This is a genomic window from Naumannella halotolerans, assembly GCF_004364645.1.
GTDB classification, from domain to species: Bacteria; Actinomycetota; Actinomycetes; order Propionibacteriales; family Propionibacteriaceae; genus Naumannella; species Naumannella halotolerans.
In genome coordinates, this window is the sequence record NZ_SOAW01000001.1 from 2,034,433 (window position 1) to 2,057,783 (window position 23,351).

Here is a 23,351-nt window from a genome sequence, read left to right on the forward strand (position 1 = left end):
GAGGGGGCGGGTCATCCACAAGTTTCGCCGCTGGGGGCGAAATCCGGCGATACGGGTGCAAGAATCAGGGCCACCGGAGACGTCCCCCACGAGGTGAGCCCATGGTCCGCTGCAGAACCGTGTTGACATGCTCGGTGTTGCTGGTGTGCGCACTCGCCGGGTGCACACCACAGACTCCGCCCCATGATCACCCCGAGCCGACTCGGGTTCCGTCGCCCAGCACCACCCCATCGCCTGACGAAGCGGAGGCAGAGGCTGCGATCAAGGCGTTCAAGGCATATCAGCAAATGCTCACAGAAACTGCGCGGGGTGGCGGTTACGACATTGTCGACGACGGTGAAGATGCCCGTCCAAGATCCGTCCTAGCCACCACTATGGGTGACGAAACGGATTATGTGGACGGGTCGAATCAGCGTTTGAAGAGAGATGGCGAGCGCCAGGTGGAGGGGGACACAGAAATTGTGTCCCTAGAGGTTGTCACTAGCAAACACGACCCGAGCGTTCTCGGTGGCCACATCGTAATTTTGCGAGCCTGCGTCGACCGCTCGTCCGTAGTTTACGAAGGCCCAGATGGCGAGCGACCAGCTCCAGCAGATTTCATTTCGAAAACCCCAACCCTGTACTACGACGACAATGATCCCTCAGGTTGGAAAGTGGCCGTCATGTCAAGCGAGGCGGTGGACTCATGCTGAACCGGGTCCTAGCCGTCACAGCGTCACTATCTTTTTGCATCTCACCGTTCCTATCTGCGCCTGTGGCATTCGCGTATTTCGATCCACCGCGAGAGGACGATAACGGGCCAAGCTCAACCACTGTCGATCTAGGCGCGAACGACGGAGGCGACTCCTCGAACAGGTCGACTGACCCCCGCCCAGACGGTGGCGGATCAGGCAGTGGTGGATCAGGCAGTGGCGGATCAGGCAGTGGCGGATCAGGCGGAGGGAGCGCCAACGGTGACTCCCAGACCCCGCCGATCGAGTGCTTCGTGGTGGACGCAGGCTCCGATGATGAGGGATGGTGCGATGTCGGTGACGGCGGCGGCGGTGGTGGTGGCCCCACCGGTGGCGGGGGTGGCGGGGAGCCGACCATCGCGCCGGGAGAGGCGGCGCGCCGGGCGGTCGCCAATCTGACCCTGACCGCGGTGCCACCGGAGCTGTCGCCGGACTGGAACCGGAACGAATGGAAGATGCTCGCGGTCGGTTTTCCCGTCTGGGTCTCGGCCGACCCCGATTCGCTCGCGCCGTTGTCGGACGCGGAGTCCGTCGAGGGGCTGACCGTGGAATTGCGGGCCCACTCCCCCGAGGTGTCGGTCGCCATGGGCGACGGCACCACGCTCACCTGTGCGACCGAGGGACGCCCATTCGTGGTCGGTTCGGCTGAACCGGGTTCAAAGGGCCCTTGCTCCCACACCTACCAGGAACTCGGCGTGTACACCTCCACCGCGACCTACACCTGGCAGGTCGACTGGGAGGCTGGTGGCGAGTCCGGCACCATCGAGGTGTCCAACTCCGCATCGTCGGAGATACCCATCGGCGAGTTGCACGCGGTCGGCACCGGCGAGGGCCCGAATTGAGCCCGTGATCTCGGTACCCGGGTACGTCGCCCGTCCACGGGGCGACTTCCAGCAATCCCGTCTTAGAGCGCGAGCCGGTCGCGTACCACTGCGGCCAGGGAATCGGCGATGCCGAGGGCTTCCTCATGGGTGCCGGCCTCGACCATCACCCGCACCAGGTTCTCGGTGCCCGAGGGACGCAGCAACACCCGTCCGGTGTCTGCCAACTTCTCGCTGGCCGCGCGTACCTCGTCGAGCAACACCGGGTCGGTACCCGCCCGCGACTTGTCCACCCCGCCGACGTTCACCAGCACCTGCGGCAGCCGATGCATCACCGAGGCCAGATCGGCCAGACTCTTACCGGTCTCGGCCATCCGCCGGAGCACCTGCAATGCAGTCAGCGTTCCGTCACCCGTACCGGCCCACCGGGACAGGATCACGTGACCGGACTGCTCTCCGCCGAGCGTGAAACCCTCGGCGTTCATCGCCTCCAGCACGTACCGGTCACCGACCGCGGTACGGCGTACCTCGATGTTGGCCTCGTGCATTGCCTGCACCAGGCCTTGGTTGGTCATCACCGTCCCGACGACGGTCTCCCCGACGAGCTCACCGGCCTCGGACAGCGCCAGGGCGAGGATCGCCAGCAACTGGTCGCCGTCGATCATCCGGCCCTCGGCATCGACGGCCAGACAGCGGTCGGCGTCACCGTCGAAGGCGAAACCGGCGTGGGCGCCGCGCGCGACGACCTCGCGCTGCAAGGACTCGATGTGGGTGGAACCGCAGTCCTCGTTGATGTTGGTGCCGTCCGGCGCATCGTGGATCACGGTCACTTCGGCGCCGAGTTCACGGAAGGCGGCAGGAGCGCTGTCGAAGGCCGCGCCGTTCGCGGTGTCCAACACGACCTGCAGATTGTCCAGACCGACCGGCCGGACGGATTCGACCAGATGCGCGACGTACTCGCCGATCGCCGCCGGATCGTCGCTCACGCGACCGACATCGGTCCCGGTCGGGCGCTGCCAGGGCTGGCGCAGCTGCGACTCGATCCGAGCCTCCAGCGCGTCGTCGAGCTTCACCCCGCCCCGGGAGAAGAACTTGATGCCGTTGTCCGGCATCGGATTGTGCGAAGCCGAGATCATCACGCCGATGTCGGCGGCACGCGACTTCACCAGGTACGCCACGCCGGGCGTGGGTACGACCCCCAGGCGGACGACATTCACGCCTGCGCTGGCCAGGCCGGCCACGACCGCGGCCTCCAGGAATTCACCGGAGGCACGCGGGTCGCGACCGACCAGGGCAACGGGTTGGTGGCCCTCAAAGGCACCGATCTCGCCGAGAACGTGCGCAGCGGCGACCGACAGGTCGAGCGCGAGCTCGGCTGTCAGATCGACGTTGGCACGACCACGGACCCCGTCGGTGCCGAAGATTCCGGCCACGAAATCAGCGCTTGGAGTACTGCGGCGCCTTGCGGGCCTTCTTCAGACCAGCCTTCTTGCGTTCCTTGATCCGCGCGTCGCGGGTGAGCATGCCGGCCTTCTTCAGCCCGGCGCGCGAGGCCTCGGCGTCGACGGCGTTCAGGGCCCGGGCAACGCCCAGACGCAGTGCGCCGGCCTGGCCGCTGGAGCCACCACCGTCGATCCGTGCGATCACGTCGTAGGAGCTCTCTACACCGGCGGTGCCGAAGGGCTCGTTGACGAGCTGCTGGTGGACCTTGTTCGGGAAGTAGTCCTCCAGGGTGCGTCCGTTGACGCTCCACTGGCCGCTTCCGGGGATGATCCGGACGCGGGCGACAGCCTCCTTGCGGCGGCCGGTGGCGGCAGCCGGGGCGACGATCGCGGGGCGTGCCCCCTCAGCGGCGGAGCTGGTGCTGCCGGCGGCCTCGGAACGGTACGCGATGTTGCGGCCGTCCTCGGCGAACGGTGCCGGCGTCTCCTCGACGTCGGTCTGCGGTGCGGTCTGCTCGGTCACTTGGCAGTCCCCTCGGTCTGGCTGATGCGGGTGATCTCGAATGGTTGCGGCTGCTGCGCGGTGTGCGGGTGCTCGGCACCGCCGTACACCTTGAGCTTGCGAATCTGCTTGCGGCTCAGCTTGTTCTTCGGCAGCATGCCCCAGACGGCGAGCTCGACGGCCCGACGCGGGTCCTTCTCGAGCAGTTCACCGTAGGAGACCTGCTTCAGGCCGCCGGGACGACCGGAGTGACGGGTCGCCATCTTCTTGGTGCGCTTGTCACCGGACAGGGCGATCTTCGAAGCGTTGACGACGACGACAAAGTCCCCGGCGTCGACGTGTGGGGCGAAGGTGGGCTTGTGCTTGCCGCGGAGCAGGGTGGCTGCATTGACTGCGAGCCGTCCCAACACGATGTCCTCGGCGTCGATCACATGCCAGCTCCTGGTCACCTCGCCAGGCTTCGGGCTGTATGTGGACACGTTAATCCTCAATGGTTGTAGCGTTCTGTGGTTTCCCGCGGTACGGGAGCCGTGCGCTGCACGTCGTCTCGGCCTGGCCAAGTAGGCCTCGTCGACGGCGAGCTCTTCAGAAGCGGGGACACCTGAAGGCATGCCTGAGCGCAACAGCGATTAAAGATACTCCGAGGCTCGGACAGGGTCAAAACCGGCGACGGTCCGGGCCGGCTCACCCAGACCCTCGTCCCCCCGGCGGTTCACCGCCCGCGGCGACCGTGGCCACCTGCGTTGCGGTGGGGCGGGACAGCGCGTCTCGTACCGACCGTGCAGGCCCTTCGCGCCTCAACCGCGCTGGATCGGCATGGTGGAGGTGTCGATCAGCGGGTTGTCGTCCTGCTCCTGGCACAACTGTTCGGCCTCCTCCCTGGTCTCCACGGTGGGGACCGACCCGATCAGCGGCCGGTTCGCCGATTCGCGCATGGTGAGCAGGGCGACGCCGCCGAGCAGGGCGAAGAACATGATGTAGAAGGCGGGCATGTAGCCGTTGCCGGTGAGGTTGATCAAGGTCTGGCTGATCAACGGCGTGGTGCCCCCGAACAGCGAGACGGCGACGTTGTAGGCGATCGCCATCGCGCCGAAGCGGGTGGCGGTCGGGAACAGGGCCGGCAGCGCGGAGGCGGAGATGGCGACGTAGAAGCCGACCGGCAGGGCGACCATGAACAGGGCCACCATCACCGCCCAGAACTCACCGATGTGCATCATCCAGAACGCCGGCAGCATCAGCACCAAGGTGGAGCCGACCGCGATCGCGTACACGGTTCGGCGACCGATCCGATCACTCAGCGCGCCGATCAGCGGCAGACAGGCCGACATCACCAGCAGTACCGGTACAGTCGCGGCCGCGGCGGTGATCGAGTGCATCCCGATCTCCCCCTCCAGGTACGCCGGCATGTAGCTGGTGAGCGCGTACCCGGCGGTGTTGGTGGCCGAGACCAGCGCGATGCCGATCAGGATCACCCGCCAGTGGTGACGGATGATGCCGCCGATCCCGTGGCGGGCCAGCGGATCGTGGTTGTCCAGCTTGATGTGGCCGGTGTTCTCGGCGCTCTCGAAGCTCGGGGTCTCCGGGATCTTCAACCGGAACCAGATGGCCACGACACCCAGCGGGATGGCGATCAGGAACGGGATCCGCCAGCCGTAGTCGACCATCCCGTTCGCGCCGGAGACGTTGGTCACGATCAGGCTGGTCAGGGCGACCACCGAGGCCCCGGCGGCGAATCCGGTGTAGGAACCGACATCGAGCCAGGAAGACCAGAAGCCACGCGACTTGTCCGGGGAGAACTCCGAGACATAGGTCGTGGCGCCAGCGTACTCACCACCGGTGGAGAAGCCCTGCACCATCTTCAACAGGTACAGCGGGACGATCGCCCACAGCCCGATCTGCGCCGAGGTCGGCAGCACCCCGATCAGGGCGGTGGCCACGGCCATCATCGCCATCGTCAGGAAGAGCACCTTCTGCCGCCCGATCCGGTCGCCGAGCGGGCCGAGCACCAGACCGCCGAACGGCCTGACCAGGAAAGAGATGGCGAAGCCGAGCAGGGTCACCACCAGCGCCCAGGGTTCGGGTACGTCGGAGACGAAGACCACGGCCAAGGTGACGGCGAGGTAGCCGTAGATACCGAAGTCGAACCACTCCATGAAGTTGCCGACGACGGTGCCGCCAATCGCGGTGCGTACCTTCTTCTTGTCGACGACGATGACGTCATCGGGCTCCAGGCGACTGTCCCCCTGCCGGGTCGGTCGGCCCTCCGGGCCATGGTTTGCCTTCTGATTTGCGGTCATGGGCACTCCCTCGGTCGTTCCTCACCGTAGACCCGTCGGTCGGGGAACTGCCAGCAGAATGGCAGATTGTCGACAAACTGGCTGGTTCTGGTGATAAATGTCCTCCAGCCGTCGGGTCCGCTTGCACTGGGGGTTGTCTGCCAACTTCTCCGTGCGGAATGTGCCCCGATCGAGCCAGCCCCGCCGGGAAGATCGGATCCAGCCAACCGCCGGACCCGATCCAGCCAGCCACCGGACCCGATCCAGCCAGCCACCGGACCCGATCCAGCCAGCCACCGCGAACCATGAGGCGTGCTGCCGGGTGCCGTCACACGACAGCTGGCCAGCCCATCGAGTCTGTTCGGATCCGTGCGATATGGGTGATTCCGGTCGATCACCTCAGTTGATCGGGCTGCATCCAGAACTCCGTCGGCCCGCATGACGGGCTGTTCCCAGGCGAACCGCCACGCCTCGACGTGACCGGGATCGCACACCTCGACGCATACCCGGTTGGGCAAGCAGTGCTCTCGCACCCTAGTTTGTTCCCATGACCGATTCGCTCAGCATCCGCGACAACCGTACGGGTGGCGAACAGGAGATCGCGATCAGCGACGACACGATCCGGGCCGGCGACCTGAAGCAGTTCGCTGTCGACGGAGAACGCGCGCTGGCGACCTACGATCCCGGATTCGTCAACACCGCATCGTGCAAGAGCGCCATCACCTACATCGATGGCGAGAAGGGGATCCTCGAGTACCGGGGTTACCCGATCGAACAACTGGCCGAGAACTCCACGTACCTGGAAGTGGCCTACCTGCTGCTGAACGGCGAGCTGCCCACCCAGGAACAGCTGGACCCGTGGGTGTACGAGGTGACCAACCACACCTTCGTCCACGAGAGCCTGAAGACCTTCATGCAGGGCTTCCGTCACGATGCGCACCCGATGTCCATGCTGAACTCGTCGGTGGCCGCACTCTCGTCGTTCTACCCCGAGGCGAACCAGATCAAGGATCCGGAGGTCGCCGAACTGCAGATCATCCGGCTGATCGCCAAGATGCCGACGCTGGGCGCCTTCGCGTACCGCCACGTGCAGGGCAAGCCGTATGTGTATCCGAGCAACGACCTGTCCTACACCGCCAACTTCATGTCCATGCTGTGGAAGATGTCGGAGCCGGAGTACAAGCCCGACGAGCGGTTGGTACGGGCGCTGGAGATCCTGTTCATCCTGCACGCCGATCACGAGCAGAACGCCTCGGCCAATGCGGTGCGGGCGATCGGTTCCACCCAGGTCGACCCCTTCACCGCTGTCGCCGGTGGCATCGGCGCCCTGTACGGTCCGCTGCACGGCGGCGCCAACGAGGCCGTTCTGAAGATGCTGCGCCGGATCGGTGATGTGAAGAACGTCCCCGGCTTCATCGAAGGGGTGAAGAACGGTGACGAGCGGCTGATGGGCTTCGGCCACCGGGTCTACAAGAACTACGACCCGCGGGCGACGATCATCAAGAAGGCCGTCGATGACGTCTTCGAGGTCACCGGGGTGAACCCGCTGCTGAAGATCGCCCAGGAGTTGGAGAAGATCGCGCTGGAGGACGAGTACTTCGTCAAGCGCAAGCTCTACCCGAATGTCGACTTCTACTCGGGCCTGATCTACGAGGCCTTGCAGTTCCCGCCGGAGATGTTCACCGTGCTCTTCGCCATCCCCCGTACCTCCGGCTGGCTCGCACAGTGGAAGGAACTGGTCAACGACCCGGAGCAGAAGATCGCCCGGCCGAAGCAGATCTACACCGGTTACCGGACCCGCGACTTCGTCCCGATGAACAAGCGCTGAGCCGATCGGTCGAAGCGGGTGGCACCTCTGGGTGCCACCCGCTTCGTCGTTTGCGGGAGGCCGGAGTCGAGCCGCGGCTCCCCGCCGGCGTCGAATGAGCCGGCCTCGACTGAACCGGCCTCGACTGAACCGGCCTCGACTGAGCCGGAATGGATTGAGCGGAAGGGATGGGCAGCGCGGAAGATGACGGCTGGCACTCCCCCAACCGCGGAACCGAGCAGTTTCGGGGCGAAATCTCATATCGAACCGTCGCTTTCCGCCTCACCCGACGGCGAGCACGTTCCCAGCCGGTTGCGACTGGGCCCCGCTGCCAGGTCGTCGATGCGGAACTGCACCCGTCGGTGTCGCCGCCCGACGGCACGGTCGAACAAGTCTCATCGCAGGCACCCTCTACCGCCGGACGAGGCTGTTGTGCCCAGCGCAGCACGCCCTGGATCACCCCGGCCAGCGTGCATGCCACGTCACACCAACCGATCAGGGATTGGGTGCGCCTGATCAGAATCAGTACGTCTGGACCAGGGGGTGTGGTCCAGGATCCTGCGACCAGCACGCGCGGCTTTCGCGGAGAACGACGGCCCACGCCGCCCAAACCGAGAAATCTGGCCCAGATCCGGTCGAATCTGCCAGCGAGCCGTCACTTTCCCACGGTTTCCACGTGCCCAAGCCGATGAAGCGATCAGGGAACCGCGAGCGCCGAGCAGCCCCGGCACCAAGGCCGAAATCCGACTCCGGACCACCAGCCCGCTCGCCATGTCACACCAGCGGATCAGGGATTGGGTGCGCCTGATCAGAATAAGTACGCCTGGACCAGGGGGTGTGGTCCAGGATCCTGCGACAGCACGTTCGGCTTTCGCGGAGAACGACGGCCCACGCCACCCAAACCGACGAATCTGGCCCGGATCCGGTCGAATCTGTTGCCGAGCCGTCACTATCCGCGGCACCCCGATTCGGAGCACCTGCCGTGCCCGCAACGTCACGCCATCGGATCAGGGGATCAGTGCGTCTGGACCCGGGCCCGGTGTGTCGTGCGGATCCTCCGGGCCCGCACCCGCAGCTTTATCCGGAGAACGACGGCCCACGCCGCTCAAACCGCCGATTTGGGGCACAGATGCGGACGAATCTGCTGGCGAGCCGTCACTATCCACGATGCAGCCGAGGCGATGAGGTGATCGGGGTGGTGCGAGCGCAATCCCTCCGCCAGCCAAGCACCCCAAGCCCGCAGCCAAGTCCGTCGGCACCGACGACCGCTGCGCGACGATCACGGGTTCGCCCAATCCAGTGCCGCGCCACTCGAGCACGCACCACCACGCCCAACACGCAACTCCGCGCCCCAAGAAGCAACGCCGCGCTCGGGCACGCGGCTCCACGCCCAACACGCAACTCCACGCCCAACACGCAACTCCGCGCTCGGGCACGCGACTCCACGCTCCGACGGGCAACTGCGCCCCGATACCACGGGGGCCGCGCTCGGAATGTTGCGGCGCCGCGCTCCGGTGCGGGTCGACAGGCTTCGCTTTCGGGGTTCGGGCGCTGGTCGCCTAATCTGATCGGCGATGAAACCCGAGGCCGCACCCGACCACCGCCGCGAGGTGGTCTCCTTCGTTCGCCAGCGAGCGAGGATGACACCTGCCCAGCAGCGGGCCTGGTCCGACTTTGGTCCGCGCTACCTGCTCGAGGTCCCTCACGGGATCGGGCACGGTGAACTCGCCGCCACCGAGCCGCTGGACACCGCCGCTGCCTTCGGGCGGGAGGGCGAGTTGATCGTCGAGATCGGCTCCGGCGCCGGCGACTCCTTGGTCGCCATGGCTGCCGAACGACCCGATGCCGACATCCTGGCCTTCGAAGTGTTCCAGCCGGGCATCGCCGCCACCATGATCAAGTTGGACGCCGCCGGGGTGGACAATGTCCGCATCATCGAAGGCAACGGCGTGCACGGCCTTCGACAGCTTTTCCCCGAGGGCTCCCTGTTCGGCATCTGGGTCTTCTTCCCCGATCCGTGGCCGAAGACCAAGCACCACAAGCGCAGGTTGATCAACAGCAACTTCGCCACCTTGGCCGCATCCCGGCTGGCCCCGAACGGTGAGTTGCTCTGTGCCACCGACTGGGCGCCCTACGCCGCCCAGATGCGGAAGGTGCTGGACGCCGAACCGCTGTTGATCAACGACCATCCCGGCAGTTGGGCACCCCGGCCCGCAGGTCGCCCGATCACCCGGTTCGAGGGTCGCGGGGAACGCGCCGGCCGAGACATCCACGACCTGTCGTACCGACGTCGATGATCGGTTGCCTGAGGCCGATGATCGGTCGCACGACAACCGACGAGCCGTCCCATGACACCCACGAGCCGTCACACGGCACCCACGCCCTGTCGCACGACACCCACGCCCTGTCGCACGACAACGACGCCCTGTCGCACGACAACGACGCCCTGCCGCACGACAACGACGCCCTGCCGCACGACAACGACGCCCTGCCGCACGACACCAACGAGATTGCGGCAATGATCAGGGGAAAGCGGCCATGAGGTTCCGAATCGACCTGGCCTATGACGGCACCGATTTCTCCGGGTGGGCGAGCCAACCCGGACTGCGGACCGTCCAGGGCGAACTCGAGACCTGGCTTCCGCGCGTACTGCGACTGGCCGGCCCCACCCCGCTGACGGTGGCCGGGCGCACCGATGCCGGAGTCCACGCCAAAGGGCAGGTCGCCCATGTCGAGCTCCCCGACGAGACCAATCCCTCGGTGCTCACCCGGCGCCTGCAGCGTGTACTCCCCGCCGACCTCACCATCTGGTCGATCGGCCCGGCGCCCCCGGGATTCGACGCCCGCTTCTCGGCGATCTGGCGACGCTACTGCTACCGGTTGACCGATCGGCCACTCGATCCGCTGCAGCGCCACCAGGTCACCGTGGTACGCGAACCGCTGGACCTGCCGGCAATGAACGCGGCCGGGCAGAGCCTGCTCGGTCTGCGCGACTTCGCACCGTTCTGCCGCCGCCGCGAAGGGGCGAGCACCATCCGTACCCTGACCGAGCTCAGCGCCAGCCGGACCGAGACCGGTGTGGTCGAGCTGACCGTCCGTGCCGACGCGTTCTGCCACTCGATGGTCCGCTCGCTGACCGGTGCGCTGGTCGCAGTGGGCCAGGGACGTCGCGATCTGACCTGGCTGTCGGAGGTGGCGGCCAGTCCGCTTCGCCCTTCCTCCATCCAGGTGATGGCGGCCGGTGGGCTGACCTTGGAGGAGGTCGGCTACCCGCCTGCCGCCGACCTCGCCGACCGGGCCGAGACAGCCCGGGCGCGTCGCGACCCGAGGGAACTGAACTGTCATGGCTGACCACTACTTCCACACCCCCGACGGCCCGATCCGCACCCGCGAGGTGACGACCACGATCTTCGGCCACGACCTCAGCTTCACCACCGCGAACGGCGTCTACTCCGGTGCCGGGCTGGATCCGGGTACGGCGATCCTGCTCCGCGAGTCCGCCCCACCCACCTCCGGACGGATTCTCGATCTCGGTTGCGGTTGGGGGCCGATCGCGATCGGCCTGGCGGTCGCCTCGAAGCAGGTACGGGTCGATGCCGTCGACGTGAACGAACGGGCCCTGGAGTTGTGCCGGTTGAACGCCGAGCGAGCCGGGGTCGCCGAGCGGGTACCGGCGATGCTTCCCGACCAGGTCGCCGACACCGCAACCTATGACGAGATCTGGTCGAATCCGCCGATCCGGATCGGCAAACCGGCCCTGCACGAGCTGTTGCTGCACTGGCTGCCCCGACTGGCCCCGACCGGCAGCGCGAGGCTGGTCGTCGGTAAGAACCTCGGTGCCGACTCCCTGCAACGCTGGTTGATCGACCAGGGTTACCCGGCCGAACGGACGGCCAGCGCCAAGGGCTTCCGGGTCATCCGGGTCCTACCCGGCGGTTGAACGCAGCACACCCACCATTCAGCCCTTTGCGGGCGCTCGGTAGAATCGGCGACGAAGGGCAACGCAAACCGTGCGTCCCATTTCGCGGAAGGACGACCCCATGGCCATTGGAGATCGCATCGAGAACGCTGCCGAGAAGGTGGCAGGCAAGGTGAAGGAAGGCGTCGGCAAGCTGACCGACGACGAGCGTCTCAAGACCGAGGGCAAGACCGATCAGGGCAAGGCCGAGGTCAAGGACTTCGGTGAGGACGTCAAGGACCGCGCAGCGGGCGTCGCCGATTCCTTCAGCGACAACGACAAGAAGTGAGCTGATCACTCGCCACAACGGCCGCCGACCTGGTGTCGGCGGCCGTTGTGCGTCTGCGCTGCGGCATTCGGCCGCCGAACTCGTGGCGTAGTGTGTGCCGCGTCCTGTCCGATGTCTCCCCGAGGTTGTCGATGTCGTCCCTGCGCGCCGCTTTCCGTTGGCCGATCGCCCTGCTGCTGTCCTCACTGTTCTTCATCGCCCCGACCTTCCGTGCCCTTGCCGAACCGATCACCACCGGTCCGGTACCGGCGGCGGTCTGGATGCAGGACAATCTCGACGCCGCCGAGGGTGATCCGTCGTTGTTGATCGATGTCGCCCTGGGGATGATCGCGGCCGGCCAGCACGATCAGGCCGATCCGATCCGGGAACAGGTGCTCGCACAGGCCGCCGAGCTCGATCCGGCCGTGATCGCCAAACTGATCGTGCTGGTACGGATCGGCGGCGAGGATCCGACGACCGCCGGTGATGTCGATCTTGTCCAGCTGTTGGCCGACGGCACCAGCGTCGACGGTCAGGTGGGTGAGTATGCGTCGGCCTTCGGGCAGTCCTGGGCGATCCTCGCCCACAACTGGATCGGCGAGGACGTACCGCAGCCGGTGCTGGACACCCTGCTCGGTTTCGTCGATCCGGAGGGTTCGGGCGCCTTCGGTTTCGACGACGGCAGCGGATTCACCGCCGATGTCGACAGCACGGCGATGGCGGTGATGGCCCTGTCCGGTGCCGGCAATGCGCCCAGTGAGGTGCAGTCCGAGGCGATCGACTGGTTGGAGTCGCAACAGGCCGAGGACGGCAGCTTCCCCGGTTACGCCCAGGTGAACTCGACTGGTCTGGCCGCCGGTGCGCTGGGCGACCTCGGCCGGGACATCGGCAGTGCCCAGGAGTGGTTGGAATCACAACAGGATTCCGACGGCGGCCTGCCCGCCGAGAGCGACGGGCCGTCCGATCTGCGCGCGACCAGCCAAGGTGTCCTCGGCCTGGCCGGAGTGGGGTACGCGACCCTCGGCGCGAGCCGTGGATCCGATCTCGGTGGCGAGGTCAGCACCTCGGACATGGAGTCCGCGGAGGGCGTCGGCTTCAGCCCCGCGTTGGTGGTCGGGATCGCCGTCGCGATCGGCGCCTCCGTACTCACCGCGGGCTTCCTGCTCACGCGTCGCCCCAAATCCGGCTACGCCGAGGATCCCGATGCCGAGGGACCTGCGGGGGCCGCCGCGCCGAGTGAAGCTGATCATCGCAAGGGTACGCAGGCGCCTTCGGGCGAGCCCGAGGACGGTCCGTCCGAGGACCGACCCCACTGACACACAAGCTTGACCGGCGCCTAAGCTGGACGGGTCAGGAGTTGAACAACAACTCTGCTGATCGTGTCCATGAGGGTCCGATCAGGGCTCAACAGAAGAGGGAGAAATCATGACCTACGAACTTCCCGACCTGCCCTACGACTACGGCGCACTCGAACCGCACATCTCGGCGAAGATCATGGAACTGCACCATGACAAGCACCATGCGACCTACGTCAAGGGCGCCAACACTGCGCTCGAGAAGCTCGACGCCGCCCGCGAGGCGGGTGACTACGCGACCATCAACCAGCTCACCACGGATCTGGCATTCAACCTCGGTGGTCACGTCAATCACTCGATCTTCTGGAACAACCTGTCCCCGGACGGCCCGGATCGCCCGGTGGGCAACCTCGAGGTGGCGATCGACGAGTTCTACGGTTCCTTCGCCGACTTCCAGGCCGCGTTCACCGCTGCCGCCACCGGCATCCAGGGCTCCGGCTGGGGCATCCTGGCCTGGGACCAGCTGGGCAAGCGCCTGAACATCTTCCAGCTCCGTGATCAGCAGGCGCAGGTTCCGCTGAACCAGACCCCGATCGTGTTGCTGGACATGTGGGAGCACGCCTTCTACCTCGATTACCAGAATGTGAAGCCGGACTACGTCAAGGCGTGGTGGAACGTCGTCAACTGGACCGACGCGGCCGAGCGGTTCGAGAACGCCCAGTCTCCCGAGAACTGATCGGATGATCATCGCGGCGGCCGTCACTCGTTGACGATCGACGTCCCGCACAGAAGCGGTCGGCCTTGGCCGGCCGCTTCTGTGCTGTCCGGTCACGGCGGAGTGGAGGAGTACTTCAGGTTCTGCCGGGTGTTCGGAGCAGTTGATCAAGACTGCTCACGGGCTCGGAGTCCCCGCGGAAGGAGCCAGTGTGGATTCGGTTGCCGACGACAGTGAGTGGCATGGTCACGCCCGCGGCAGCGCCGAGTATCGACGGATCCTGATCGCCCTCGGCGCAGCGGGCCTGGCGACCTTCGCCCAGCTGTACTCACCCCAGGGGTTGCTGCCCATGATCGGCCGGGAGCTGCAGGTCAGCGCCGATCGCGCTGCCCTGACCATCTCGGTCAGCACCTTTGCGCTGGCCCTGTCGGTACTCGCCTGGTCGGCCCTGGCCGACCGGATCGGCCGGTTGCCGGCCATGCGGATCGCGTTGATCATGGCCGCTTGCCTGGGGCTGTTGAGTCCGCTCGCCCCGACCTTCGAGGCGCTGTTGATTCTCCGGTTCGTCGAAGGCGTGGCGATCGGCGGCGTACCCGCTCTGGCAGTCACCTTCCTGCACGAGGAGGTGGCCGCCGAGCACACGGCGGTGGCCGCCAGCACCTACATCTCCGGAACCAGCATCGGTGGTCTGCTGGGCCGATTGGTCGCCGCACCGTTCGCCGACCTTGCCGGTTGGCGGGCAGGAATGGTCGCCGTGTCGGTGATGGCTGCCTTTGCGGTGGTGATCTTCCTGGTCGCCGTACCCCGAGCCCGCGGATTCCGACCGACGCAGGCACAGCACAACGTGTGGCACGGTCTGTCGGCGAATCTGCGCGACCGCTCGATGCTGGTGCTGTTCGCCCAGGGCTTCCTGCTGATGGGCGGATTCGTCGCGACCTACAACTACCTGACCTTCCGGCTGGAGGACCCGCCGTTCGACCTACCGGTGTCGATCATCGCGTTGATCTTCCTCGCCTACCTGGCCGGCACCGCCTCCGCCAGGGTTGCCGGCGGCCTGGCCCAACGGTACGGACGCCGACCGGTGCTGTTGATCTCCGTGGCGGTGATGATCATCGGCGTACTGATCACCTTGCCCGATTGGTTACCGAGTGTGTTGTTCGGCCTGATCGTGCTGACCACGGGGTTCTTCGCCGCCCACTCCATCTCCGCCGGATGGGTCGGGCACCGGGCGACGGCAGGACCGGCCCAAGCGACCTCGTTGTACAACCTCGCCTACTACGGGGGGTCCAGCCTGTTCGGCTGGGCCGGTGGTTTGGCCTTCCTTCTCGGTTGGGGAGGTACCGCCGCGATGGTGATCGCGCTGGCCCTGGTCGCTCTGCTGCTGGCGGCCGGTAGCCGACTGCGCTGAGCCGCGCCCGTCTCAGCGGCGCCGCAGGGTGAGAGCGGCACCGGCGAGTGCACCCAGCCCGGCGATCAACACGGCGATCGACCCGGCACCGGTGTCGGTCAACGACCCGCCGGTACTCGACCCGTGGTCGGCACCCGAGCTGTTGTCGCCCGGAGTGGTGCTGCTGCCCGACCCGTCGGTCGGTTCAGGGGTGCCTGGCTCCGAAGTCGGAGCAGACGACGATGGACCCTCCGTCGGCGCAGACGTCGGGACCTGCGTCGGCGCAGACGTCGGGACCTGCGTCGGCGCAGACGTCGGAGCCTGCGTCGGCGCAGACGACGGAGCAGACGTCGGGGCCAGCGTCGGCGCCGACGACGGAGCCTGCGTCGGCTCCCGATCGGGATCGGCGACGGTGATCCGGACCGTTGCCGTACCCCCGGCCACCGTCACAACCTCGGCGGTGATGTCGCCGCTGTGCCAGGGGACTCCCACGGGCACGGCGAACTGGATCTGCTCCGGATCGTCGCTGGAGACGAAGTTCAACGCCACGGCGTCGCTCTCACTGGTCTGCTCGGTGACGACCACTCCGGCAGGGAACATCTCGGGGAAGTTCGTGTACTGCGCCCCCGCGTCGATGCCCGACCCGTCGCGATACTCCAACCAGAGGACTCGGCCGTCGGGTGCCACGACCCGCAGCCCCCGCGGGTTCGCGAAATCCTCCCCGCCGATGGGCCGCAGTTCGATCGTCTCGGTCACCGTCGCCTGGTCATCGGCCAGCTCCACGGTCGGGATCTCGTCATCGGCCAGGAAGCCGAGACGGTTGAGCTCGAAGGCATTGAACGAGCTGAAGGCCGAGTTCCCGCTCGAGCCGTACCCCATCGGGGTGTAGCGGTTGCCGTAATCACTGATCCGATCACAGCCCAGGTCGGTCACCGGGCAGTCCTGGCTGTGGGCATGGGCCAGGCCGAGGTGTGTCCGAGTTCGTGCGGCAGGGACGAGTAGAGCCAGCTCCGCCCGGCCGAGATGTAGATGCCGAAGGTCCCCTCCGCATCGATCGTGGACCCGTGGCGAGCGTTGCCGACCCCGCAGTCGTCCGGAACCACCATGATGATCCGATTACGACCGGACTCGAAGTCGACCTCGGGATACAGCTCGGTACGGATACGCCTCTCGATGTCCTCGTTCTGGGGCTCGCAGACGCCCTCCTCGGACTGCAGGTGGGCGATCGGGCCCTGCTGTTCGAAGGCAGCGATCGTACCTCGGGACTACAGGCGCACGTTCTCCAGCGCTGCGCTGACATCGGTCTGGACCTGATCCTCGGTGGAGGTCCAGCCCGGTGTGATGCCGTCGACCATGACCAGGTAGATGTTGAAGGTGAGCGGGTCGGCTGCCGCGTCCTCGACCGCACTGCCGACATCGACCGGCGCCTCCGGTACCGCCCCGACCAATGCGTTGGCAGCCGGACCGGCGGTCAGGTCTGCGCGCGGCACGGTCCCGGCCGCCGGATCGGCGGCGCCACCTGCGGCGGAATCACCGACGGCAGCCTCTGCGCCGAAGGACGTTTCCAGGCCGACCACGGACAGTCCCAGCGCCGGCGCGAGGAGGAGGGCAGCGCCGAACTTCATTGCTCGTCGCTGCGCGGAAGAGAAGCGGGGGGGATTTCATGGCCTGAAGATACTGGAAAACACCGAGAAGTCCTCAGTGACCGCGAGAATGAGGCCAGAATCTCCTCGGAGCACGCGACGGAACCCGACGGATTCCGAGATATAGTTGAACTCTCAACACTTCAAGGGAGTTTTCATGCCCATCCAGCGCCTCAACCACGCCGTGCTCTACGTCAGCGACCTCGACCGCAGCCTCGCGTTCTACACCGAGATCCTCGGGTTTCGTGTCAAGGAGCAGGTCGACGGGGCTGCCTTCCTGCAGGCCGAGGGCAGCAGCAACGACCATGACCTGGGGTTGTTCGCCTCCCCCACACCGCTCGGCCCGTCGACCGCCGGTCGGAGCACTGTCGGCCTCTACCACCTGGCCTGGGAGGTCGACACCCTGGGCAGCCTGCAAGAAGTCGAAGGGCGCCTGCGCTCGGCCGACGCACTGGTGGGAGCCTCCGATCACGCGACCACCAAGGCCCTGTACGGACACGACCCCGACGGGCTGGAGTTCGAGGTCTCCTGGTTCCTGCCCCCGGAGCTGCTGACCCCCGATGTGCTCGCCCGCGGTGTCACCATCGCGCCCCTCGACCTTCCGGCCGAGGTCGAACGTTACGGAGCCGAGACCCTCGGGTTCTCCGCCTCCGCACTGGCTCGCTGACCCGGGCGGTGTCGGTACGCCGACCTGGTATCTCCGGCGTGGACGGCCCCGCAGCAGCACCTCGTGCGTACCCCACCGATCTCGAAGCCGTGTTGGACCGGCTGGCGAGACACCGGTTCCGTGCCCGGTTCCACCTGCGCCCGCCGGAGCGGCGAATCGCCCAGACGAGGGGCCTGCCGGTGATCCGAATGCATGCACTCGATCTGCTCACCTCCAGGCTGGCCCCTGCCCGGCCACCCAACGACGGACGGCAGACCCCGTGGGGCGGTCATCCGGTCTTCCGCGCCCAACATGCGACCGGTACCTGCTGTCGCGGCTGTCTGGAACGACTGCACGGTCTCCCCCGTGGCCATCGACTGACAGCTGCCGACCTGCGGTTCGTCACCGCCCTGATCACCGCCTGGGTGGCCCGCGAACTTCGCGCCGCCGCTGCACCCGGTCCGGCCGGACCCGATCACCTGCCCGGGCTCTGATCCGTACCGGTTCCCGGTACCGATCCATCGAGGCGGACCCGGTGATGCACCTCACCGGCACCGGGCTAATCTGAGCAGGCTGACCTTCCGCAGTGTCAGACCGGCCACCCGACCCGGGCGCGTGACCGCATTTCCCTGTCCCCACCACGACGAATGGGTGAGCACACGTGAGCACGACAACCGATCCGACGGACGAGCGCAAGAAGTGGCGGGCCTTCTGGGTCGCCGTGGCGGTGGCCGGGGTGACGATCCTCGACCTGTCCAAGGTCAACGTGGCCCTGCCCTCGATCGAGTCAGCCCTCGGCGCCGGTTCCACCGAACTGCAGGTGATCGTCTCCGGCTACGTGCTCACCTTCGGTCTTGCCCTGGTTCCGATGGGACGGCTGGGTGACCAGCGCTCACGGCGAACACTGTTCATCATCGGGCTCTCCCTGTTCACCCTCACCAGTCTGATCTGCGCACTGGCGCCGAATGCGACGGTTCTGCTGATCGGCCGCCTCCTGCAGGGAATCGCCGCCGGGATTCAGATGCCACAGGTCCTCGGGCTGATCCAGTCCCAGTTCCAGGGCAAGGAACGTGGCCGCGCCTTCGGGCTCTTCGGTGCCACCATCGGCATCTGCACCGCGATCGGGCCCACCCTGGGCGGTCTGCTGATCGCCCTGGGGGGCGAGCCCGACGGATGGCGGCTGATCTTCTGGATGAATGTTCCGCTGTGCGTGATCGCGATCGGTCTGGCGATCTTCCTGTTGCCCGACACCCGGCCGGCGACCAAGGAGCCCCTGCACCTCGATCCGGTCGGCGTGGTCCTGCTGGGTGGGACCATCCTCTGCCTGCTGCTGCCGTTCCTGCTGACCACCGGTGGCTCGGACGACGATCCGCGCCGCTGGTGGTCGCTGGTGGGGTTCGTCCTGCTGGCGGCGGCGCTGGTGGCCTGGGAGCGTCACTACGCCGCGCAGGGACGCAGTCCGCTGATCCCGTTCAAGCTGTTCGGGATCTCCTCGTTCCGCAACGGGACGCTGCTGGTGGCGATCTACTTCACGGCCCTGCCGTCGATGTTCCTGACCACCACCTTGTTCCTCCAGGAGGGGGTCGGACTGACACCGTTGCTGGCCGGCCTGGTGGGCATGGGGTTCGCGATCGTCAGCGCCACCGCCTCCTATGTCGGCGGCGGTCTGGTCGGCCGGATCGGTCGCCCGCTGGTGATCGGCGGTCTGGTGATCATGCTCTGCTGCACGGTCGGGATGAGCCTGGTGGCCCATTTCGTACCGCAGCAGCTGATCCCCTTCGCGCTGGCCGCTGTGATGCTGCTCGGCGGCGTCGGTGGCGGTGTCGTGGTCTCCCCGAACCAGACCCTCACCCTGGCCGACGTACCGGTGAGCCAAGGCGGGCTGGCGGGCTCGATGGGCCAGTTGGGCCAGCGCATCGGTACCGCGATCGGTACGGCAGTCACCTTGTCGCTGTTCTACGCCGCGGTCTACAGCACTCAAGGGGAGCCGGGGCTGGATGCCTACCGCGACGCCTACAACCTCGGCATGGTGGCGGTCTCGGGATTCATCGCCCTGGCGTTGTTGATCGGCGTCATCGATGCCGGGTCCCGGCAGCGACGAGCCCGACCCACGCCGGTGGCCCAGGGCGTCGACTCACCCGGCTGAGCGCTGACCCGAACCACGAGAGGTCCCGAGACGACAACAGGGCCGATGCCCTCTGGGGGAGCATCGGCCCTGTCGAGCGTGTGCGGAGCTCAGCCGGCCTTGGTGAAGCCGGCGGCCTCGGCAGCCTCCTCGGAGTTGAACCAGACCTCGGCATCGGTCTGCTCGTACCACCGCGACTCCGGGGTGTGGAACTTCATCGAGTCCTCATTGCCCTTGATGTCGAAGCCCTCGGGGGCCTCGGTGCCACGGAAGGAATTCTCGCCGTAGTCCACGATCTCGGCGGTGTCCTCGGCCGGGGTCTCCTCCACCGGCGCCTCGGCGGCGGCGACCGCAGCAGCCTTGGCGTTGGTCTCCTCGGCGGTCTCGGCCTTCGGCTTCGACTTGACTACCTCGGTGATCACCTCGAGGACGGCCATCGGGGCGTTGTCACCCTTGCGCGGGCCGATCTTGACGATCCGGGTGTAACCACCCTCCCGCTCGGCGACCGCCTCGGCGATCTCGGTGAACAACACGTGCACCACCGACTTGTCGCGGATGTGGGTCAGCACCTGCCGACGCGCAGCGAGGTCACCACGCTTGGCCTTGGTGATCAACTTCTCGGCCAGCGGACGAACCCGCTTGGCCTTCGCCTCGGTGGTGGTGATCCGACCGTGCTCGAACAGCTGGCTGGCCAGGTTGTCGAGGATGATCCGCTCGTGGGCGGGGCTGCCGCCCAGACGCGGACCCTTGGTTGGGGTTGGCATTTCTCAGTTCTCCAATGTTCGCCCGAGCCTGTACTGCTCGGTGTCAGTACTGCTCGGTCTCGACGTACTCGTTGTCGCTGCCGTCCTCGTCGTCGTAACGACCGATGGCGGTCAGCGGATCGAAACCAGGAGCGCTGTCCTTCAGCGACAGGCCCATCTCGGCCAGCTTCAGCTTCACCTCGTCGATCGACTTCGAGCCGAAGTTGCGGATGTCGAGCAGATCCTGCTCCGACCGCGACACCAACTCACCGACGGTGTGGATGCCTTCGCGCTTGAGGCAGTTGTAGGACCGAACGGTCAGGTTCAGGTCCTCCACCGGCAGCGCGAGGTCGGCAGCCAGTTGCTCGTCGACCGGCGACGGGCCGATCTCGATGCCCTCGGCCTCGCTGTTCAGCTCATGTGCCAGACCGAAGAGCTCGACCAGGGTGCGACCGGCCGAGGCCACGGCATCGCGCGGGGTGATGGCCGGCTTGGTCTCGACGTCGACGATCAGCTTGTCGAAGTCGGTGCGCTGTTCGACACGGGTGGCCTCGACCTTGTAGGTCACCTTCAGCACCGGCGAGTAGATCGAGTCGACCGGGATCCGGCCGATCTCGGTCTCGTACCCCTTGTTCTGGACGGCGGAGACGTAGCCACGGCCACGCTCGACGACCAGTTCCATCTCGAGGCGACCGGAGTCGTTCAAGGTGGCGATGTGCAGCTCCGGGTTGTGGATCTCCACACCGGCCGGCGGGGCGATGTCGGCAGCGGTGACGGCACCGGCACCGGACTTGCGCAGGTACATCACCACCGGCTCGTCCTCCTCGGAGGAGACGACCAGCGACTTCAGGTTGAGGATGATCTCGGTGACGTCCTCGGTGACACCCTCGACCGTGGAGAACTCGTGCAGGTTCCCCTCGATCTTGATGCTGGTGATCGCTGCACCGGGGATCGACGACAGCAGGGTCCGACGCAAGGAGTTGCCGAGGGTGTAACCGAAGCCGGGCTCCAGCGGCTCGATCACGAAGCGCGAGCGGAACTCGTCGACCTTCTCCTCGCTCAGGGTGGGGCGCTGTGCAATCAGCATGTGTTTCTCTTTCCTTTCCGCCGACCGCTATTTGACGGCGAATGGTTGGTCCTGTGCGGTGGCTCCGCACAGGAAGCGCCGGTACGCCGCGGTTGCGGCGTACCGGCGAGGAGGGTCAGCTCACCTTCGAGTAGAGCTCGACGATCAGCTGCTCCTGGACGTCGACGGTGATCTGCTCACGCTTCGGCAGCGCATGCACCAAGATCATCATCGGATCGGTACGGGCTTCCAGCCATCCCGGAACCTCGCGCTCACCGTGGGTCTCACGAGCGATCACCAGCGGGTGCAGGTCCTTCGACTTCTCCTTCACCGTGATCACGTCATGCGGCGAGACCCGGTAGGAGGGGATGTTGACCTTCTTGCCGTTGACCTCGAAGTGGCCGTGGTTGACCAGCTGCCGGGCCTGCCGACGGGTGTTGGCGAAGCCGGCGCGGTAGACCACGTTGTCCAGCCGGGTCTCCAGGATCTGCAGCAGCAGATCACCGGTACGACCGGTGGCCCGGTTGGCCTCTTCGTAGTAGCGGCGGAACTGCTTCTCCAGCACGCCGTAGGCGTAGCGGGCCTTCTGCTTCTCCCGCATCTGGAGCAGGTACTCCGACTCCTTGGTGCGTCCGCGGCCGTGCATACCCGGGGGGTACGGACGGCGCTCGAAAGCCTTGTCGTTGCCCACCAGGTCGGTGCCGAGACGACGCGACTTCTTGGTCAATGGGCCGGTGTAACGAGCCATCTGTCAGTCCTTTCTTTCGTCTCGGTGATCAGACCCGACGCCGCTTGGGCGGACGGGTGCCGTTGTGGGGAACCGGGGTCACGTCGGCGATCGCGCCGACCTCGAGGCCGACCGCACCGAGTGAGCGGATGGCGGTCTCGCGGCCCGAACCCGGGCCCTTGACGAAGACGTCGACCCGCTTCATGCCGTGCTCCATGGCGCGTCGGCCGGCGGCCTCGGCAGCCATCTGGGCGGCATAGGGGGTGGACTTGCGGGAGCCCTTGAAGCCGACGGTGCCGGCGGAGGCCCAAGCGATCACTGCCCCGGTCGGGTCGGTGATCGTGATGATCGTGTTGTTGAACGTGGACTTGATGTGGGCCTGGCCCGACACCACGTTCTTCTTCTCCTTGCGGCGCACCTTCTTGGCGCCGCTGCTGCGTCCTGCAGTAGCCATCTAGGTGCGTCCTTACTTCTTCTTGCCGGCGACGGGCTTGCGCTTGCCCTTGCGCTGACGGGCGTTGGTACGGGTGCGCTGTCCGCGGACCGGCAGTCCGGAGCGGTGGCGACGTCCCTGGTAGGTGCCGATCTCGACCTTGCGGCGGATGTCGGCGGCGATCTCGCGGCGCAGGTCGCCCTCGGTCTGGTAGTTCGCGTCGAGGTGGTCGCGCAGCGCGACGAGCTGCTCGTCGTTCAGCTCGTGGACGCGGAGGTCGCCGGAGATCCCGGTGGCCTTCAAGGTCTCCAGGGCGCGGGTACGTCCCACCCCGAAGATGTAGGTCAGTGCGACTTCCAGGCGCTTGTCACGCGGGAGGTCGACACCAAGCAGGCGTGCCATATGTGTCTCTTTCACTCATCGGAGGTGTCTGCGTGAAGCGTCCCGGTCTGGCTGCCGGGCCCCGGCCTCCGACCGGGGGTGTGCCCGCTGCTGCGGGTTGCATTCACGTTGGGTTATTCAGTTGTGGTCGGTCCTGACGGACCGTCTTGCGTGCGAGCCGGAACTGCGGCCCGGCCGCAGCTTCGGGCCTGTCAGCCCTGGCGCTGCTTGTGGCGCGGGTTCTCGCAGATCACCATCACGCGACCGTGCCGGCGAATCACCTTGCACTTGTCGCAGATCTTCTTCACGCTCGGCTGAACCTTCATCGAGCTCTCTTTTCGATCTGTGGGGTCGGTACGGACGACCGGCCCCTCATGGTTGAATC

26 protein-coding genes are annotated in these 23,351 nt (G+C 66.6%); 13 read left to right on the plus strand and 13 right to left on the minus strand.

Going from position 1 to position 23,351, the window contains the following annotated elements; genetic code table 11:
* The first annotated feature begins 985 nt into the window (after positions 1 to 985).
* Positions 986 to 1,573, plus strand: coding sequence for a hypothetical protein (locus tag CLV29_RS17030; protein WP_208292823.1), 588 nt, complete (start codon positions 986 to 988; stop codon positions 1,571 to 1,573).
* A 62-nt stretch (positions 1,574 to 1,635) separates the two neighbouring features.
* On the opposite strand, the gene glmM is transcribed toward CLV29_RS17030, so the two are convergent.
* The 4 genes from glmM to CLV29_RS09475 all read right to left on the minus strand — a co-directional run bounded on the left by glmM (position 1,636) and on the right by CLV29_RS09475 (position 5,793).
* Positions 1,636 to 2,985 carry a phosphoglucosamine mutase gene (gene glmM, locus CLV29_RS09460; RefSeq protein ID WP_133754644.1) on the minus strand — a complete coding sequence of 450 codons (1,350 nt, stop codon included), beginning with the start codon at positions 2,983 to 2,985 and terminating at the stop codon, positions 1,636 to 1,638.
* Positions 2,986 to 2,989: 4 nt separating this feature from the next.
* Positions 2,990 to 3,517: a 30S ribosomal protein S9 gene (gene rpsI / locus CLV29_RS09465; RefSeq protein ID WP_133754645.1), complete on the minus strand. Its 528-nt coding sequence runs from the start codon at positions 3,515 to 3,517 to the stop codon at positions 2,990 to 2,992.
* Positions 3,514 to 3,975, minus strand: coding sequence for a 50S ribosomal protein L13 (rplM, locus tag CLV29_RS09470; RefSeq protein WP_133754646.1), 462 nt, complete (start codon positions 3,973 to 3,975; stop codon positions 3,514 to 3,516). Before rplM ends, rpsI begins: the two co-directional genes overlap by 4 nt.
* A gap of 318 nt (positions 3,976 to 4,293) precedes the next feature.
* Positions 4,294 to 5,793 carry an MFS transporter gene (locus tag CLV29_RS09475; protein ID WP_133754647.1) on the minus strand — a complete coding sequence of 500 codons (1,500 nt, stop codon included), beginning with the start codon at positions 5,791 to 5,793 and terminating at the stop codon, positions 4,294 to 4,296.
* Between the two features lie 526 nt (positions 5,794 to 6,319).
* On the opposite strand from CLV29_RS09475, the gene CLV29_RS09480 reads away from it, so the two are divergent.
* The 9 genes from CLV29_RS09480 (at position 6,320) to CLV29_RS09525 (ending at position 15,223) form a co-directional block, all read left to right on the plus strand.
* On the plus strand, positions 6,320 to 7,600 hold the full coding sequence (locus CLV29_RS09480) for a citrate synthase (protein WP_133754648.1): 1,281 nt from the start codon (positions 6,320 to 6,322) through the stop codon (positions 7,598 to 7,600).
* A gap of 1,553 nt (positions 7,601 to 9,153) precedes the next feature.
* A complete protein-coding gene (gene trmB / locus CLV29_RS09490) occupies positions 9,154 to 9,876 on the plus strand; it encodes a tRNA (guanosine(46)-N7)-methyltransferase TrmB (RefSeq protein ID WP_133754650.1) in 723 nt (240 codons plus the stop codon).
* 17 nt (positions 9,877 to 9,893) lie between these two features.
* Complete coding sequence (locus CLV29_RS16190) at positions 9,894 to 10,121, plus strand: hypothetical protein (protein ID WP_166649203.1); 228 nt, start codon at positions 9,894 to 9,896, stop codon at positions 10,119 to 10,121.
* The gene (truA, locus tag CLV29_RS09500) at positions 10,118 to 10,930 is read left to right on the plus strand and encodes a tRNA pseudouridine(38-40) synthase TruA (RefSeq protein ID WP_133754651.1); all 813 of its coding nucleotides are present in this window, start codon (positions 10,118 to 10,120) and stop codon (positions 10,928 to 10,930) included. The genes CLV29_RS16190 and truA overlap by 4 nt, the downstream gene beginning before the upstream one ends.
* Positions 10,923 to 11,519 (plus strand): class I SAM-dependent methyltransferase, encoded by a 597-nt coding sequence (locus CLV29_RS09505; protein ID WP_133754652.1) that lies wholly within the window; start codon positions 10,923 to 10,925, stop codon positions 11,517 to 11,519. The genes truA and CLV29_RS09505 overlap by 8 nt, the downstream gene beginning before the upstream one ends.
* Before the next feature lie 100 nt (positions 11,520 to 11,619).
* Complete coding sequence (locus CLV29_RS09510) at positions 11,620 to 11,826, plus strand: CsbD family protein (protein WP_133754653.1); 207 nt, start codon at positions 11,620 to 11,622, stop codon at positions 11,824 to 11,826.
* A 131-nt stretch (positions 11,827 to 11,957) separates the two neighbouring features.
* The gene (locus CLV29_RS09515) at positions 11,958 to 13,121 is read left to right on the plus strand and encodes a prenyltransferase/squalene oxidase repeat-containing protein (RefSeq protein WP_133754654.1); all 1,164 of its coding nucleotides are present in this window, start codon (positions 11,958 to 11,960) and stop codon (positions 13,119 to 13,121) included.
* Between the two features lie 106 nt (positions 13,122 to 13,227).
* Positions 13,228 to 13,836, plus strand: a complete 609-nt coding sequence (locus CLV29_RS09520) for a superoxide dismutase (protein WP_133754655.1) — start codon at positions 13,228 to 13,230, stop codon at positions 13,834 to 13,836.
* A 190-nt stretch (positions 13,837 to 14,026) separates the two neighbouring features.
* Positions 14,027 to 15,223, plus strand: a complete 1,197-nt coding sequence (locus tag CLV29_RS09525; RefSeq protein ID WP_133754656.1) for an MFS transporter — start codon at positions 14,027 to 14,029, stop codon at positions 15,221 to 15,223.
* A 12-nt stretch (positions 15,224 to 15,235) separates the two neighbouring features.
* Here the strand turns inward: CLV29_RS09525 and CLV29_RS16195 are convergent, their stop codons facing one another.
* The 3 genes from CLV29_RS16195 to CLV29_RS09535 all read right to left on the minus strand — a co-directional run bounded on the left by CLV29_RS16195 (position 15,236) and on the right by CLV29_RS09535 (position 16,827).
* The gene (locus CLV29_RS16195) at positions 15,236 to 16,135 is read right to left on the minus strand and encodes a RodZ family helix-turn-helix domain-containing protein (protein WP_166649204.1); all 900 of its coding nucleotides are present in this window, start codon (positions 16,133 to 16,135) and stop codon (positions 15,236 to 15,238) included.
* A complete protein-coding gene (locus CLV29_RS16200) occupies positions 16,132 to 16,308 on the minus strand; it encodes a hypothetical protein (RefSeq protein WP_166649205.1) in 177 nt (58 codons plus the stop codon). The genes CLV29_RS16195 and CLV29_RS16200 overlap by 4 nt, the downstream gene beginning before the upstream one ends.
* Before the next feature lie 159 nt (positions 16,309 to 16,467).
* A complete protein-coding gene (locus CLV29_RS09535; protein ID WP_133754657.1) occupies positions 16,468 to 16,827 on the minus strand; it encodes a hypothetical protein in 360 nt (119 codons plus the stop codon).
* A 175-nt stretch (positions 16,828 to 17,002) separates the two neighbouring features.
* Between CLV29_RS09535 and CLV29_RS09540 the strand changes: the two genes are divergently transcribed.
* The 3 genes from CLV29_RS09540 to CLV29_RS09550 all read left to right on the plus strand — a co-directional run bounded on the left by CLV29_RS09540 (position 17,003) and on the right by CLV29_RS09550 (position 19,637).
* Positions 17,003 to 17,512 carry a VOC family protein gene (locus CLV29_RS09540; protein ID WP_133754658.1) on the plus strand — a complete coding sequence of 170 codons (510 nt, stop codon included), beginning with the start codon at positions 17,003 to 17,005 and terminating at the stop codon, positions 17,510 to 17,512.
* An 89-nt stretch (positions 17,513 to 17,601) separates the two neighbouring features.
* The gene (locus CLV29_RS09545; RefSeq protein ID WP_243831887.1) at positions 17,602 to 17,985 is read left to right on the plus strand and encodes a DUF4186 family protein; all 384 of its coding nucleotides are present in this window, start codon (positions 17,602 to 17,604) and stop codon (positions 17,983 to 17,985) included.
* A 167-nt stretch (positions 17,986 to 18,152) separates the two neighbouring features.
* Positions 18,153 to 19,637, plus strand: a complete 1,485-nt coding sequence (locus tag CLV29_RS09550) for an MFS transporter (RefSeq protein ID WP_133754660.1) — start codon at positions 18,153 to 18,155, stop codon at positions 19,635 to 19,637.
* Positions 19,638 to 19,726: 89 nt separating this feature from the next.
* Here CLV29_RS09550 and rplQ read toward each other — a convergent pair whose 3' ends face one another.
* The 6 genes from rplQ to rpmJ form a co-directional block, all read right to left on the minus strand.
* Entirely contained in the window at positions 19,727 to 20,380 is a 654-nt protein-coding gene (gene rplQ / locus CLV29_RS09555) for a 50S ribosomal protein L17, sunset domain variant (RefSeq protein WP_133754661.1), read from the minus strand.
* Positions 20,381 to 20,423: 43 nt separating this feature from the next.
* Positions 20,424 to 21,446, minus strand: coding sequence for a DNA-directed RNA polymerase subunit alpha (locus tag CLV29_RS09560; RefSeq protein WP_133754662.1), 1,023 nt, complete (start codon positions 21,444 to 21,446; stop codon positions 20,424 to 20,426).
* A gap of 115 nt (positions 21,447 to 21,561) precedes the next feature.
* Positions 21,562 to 22,173, minus strand: a complete 612-nt coding sequence (gene rpsD / locus CLV29_RS09565; RefSeq protein WP_133754663.1) for a 30S ribosomal protein S4 — start codon at positions 22,171 to 22,173, stop codon at positions 21,562 to 21,564.
* 28 nt (positions 22,174 to 22,201) lie between these two features.
* The gene (gene rpsK, locus CLV29_RS09570) at positions 22,202 to 22,606 is read right to left on the minus strand and encodes a 30S ribosomal protein S11 (RefSeq protein WP_133754664.1); all 405 of its coding nucleotides are present in this window, start codon (positions 22,604 to 22,606) and stop codon (positions 22,202 to 22,204) included.
* Between the two features lie 12 nt (positions 22,607 to 22,618).
* Positions 22,619 to 22,987 (minus strand): 30S ribosomal protein S13, encoded by a 369-nt coding sequence (rpsM, locus tag CLV29_RS09575; RefSeq protein WP_133754665.1) that lies wholly within the window; start codon positions 22,985 to 22,987, stop codon positions 22,619 to 22,621.
* 191 nt (positions 22,988 to 23,178) lie between these two features.
* Positions 23,179 to 23,292 carry a 50S ribosomal protein L36 gene (gene rpmJ, locus CLV29_RS09580; protein WP_020575560.1) on the minus strand — a complete coding sequence of 38 codons (114 nt, stop codon included), beginning with the start codon at positions 23,290 to 23,292 and terminating at the stop codon, positions 23,179 to 23,181.
* Positions 23,293 to 23,351: the final 59 nt, after the last annotated feature.